The sequence below is a fragment of the Streptococcus sp. HMSC077F03 genome, from assembly GCF_001812375.1.
Lineage (GTDB): Bacteria > Bacillota > Bacilli > Lactobacillales > Streptococcaceae > Streptococcus > Streptococcus oralis_S.
The window spans coordinates 1-929 of record NZ_KV808808.1 but is presented as its reverse complement, the minus strand read 5'-3'; the positions used below and the strand labels follow the sequence as shown (position 1 = coordinate 929).

Below are 929 nucleotides of genomic sequence, written 5' to 3'. Positions count from 1 at the left end.
TGATATTCCTCTGGACTTGCAAGAATCGTCACACCTTCCATTTCAGGTAGACTATGATACTTCGGTGCCAAGACGATGACCTTCTGTTTCCCTTTGGCAATGTGTTTCACCAAGGCTGTCATCTGTTCTTCTTTATCTGTTAAGTAAAGGAGATTTCCTTTAGCCAGATTCCAAGTAACAGGCTCAACTGTCTCCAAGTCAAGTCCTAATGGCACGAGTCCGTGTTCATAGGCAGTCTGCACGCTTGCTCGGCTATAGAAGTCTTTCTCCGTCAACTCCTCTGGCACCATCGGAATGGCACTTGGGCGCTGGCCGGTCCAGGCTTCTTGGAGGGAAGCGACTTCCTGACGTAGGTTGTTGAGTACTTGAGTGTCATTGGATCCATAAACCGGGAGTGCCAGCTGGATGACATCCACTTCTTCACGTTTCATGAGAGCCCGTCCCTTGATATCTTCCATAGTCATAGCAAGGGGCGTAGAGCCCACGATAGCTCGCACTTCACCTGCCTCATTTTGTGGCAGGCTCAACTGGTGCTTGAAGTTCGAGTAGAGTTGAGCACGAAGGTTGGTCTGGCGACCAGCTGTCACCAAGAGGTGAACCCCGATACTGAGACCTTCACGAGAGATACGCACCAAGAGCTTGAAGAGTTCCGCCTCATAGGCTTCTTCCTTGAAGGCTTCATAGCTATCTAAGAGGATAACAATAGCCGGCTCTTCCTGACCACTGGCCTGACGGTAGAGTTCTAGGGTCCCAACTCCATAATCCGCAAGCAGTTTCTTACGGCGGTTGAGTTCTTTCTCCATGATTCGTACAAACTTAGAAATCTTCTCCGTTTGGTCCAGAAGCATAGTATCCGCCACCTGCGGAAGTTTAGACAATGGAGCCAAACCATTGGTCCCAAAGTCCATCAAGTACATGGTAAGGGCCTT

The 929-nt window shown here is 49.5% G+C and carries 1 protein-coding gene; it reads right to left on the bottom strand.

What is annotated here, in order from left to right; all coding sequences use genetic code 11:
* On the bottom strand, positions 1–929 hold a 929-nt coding region (locus HMPREF2853_RS09540; protein WP_261674251.1), incomplete at both ends, for an FtsK/SpoIIIE domain-containing protein.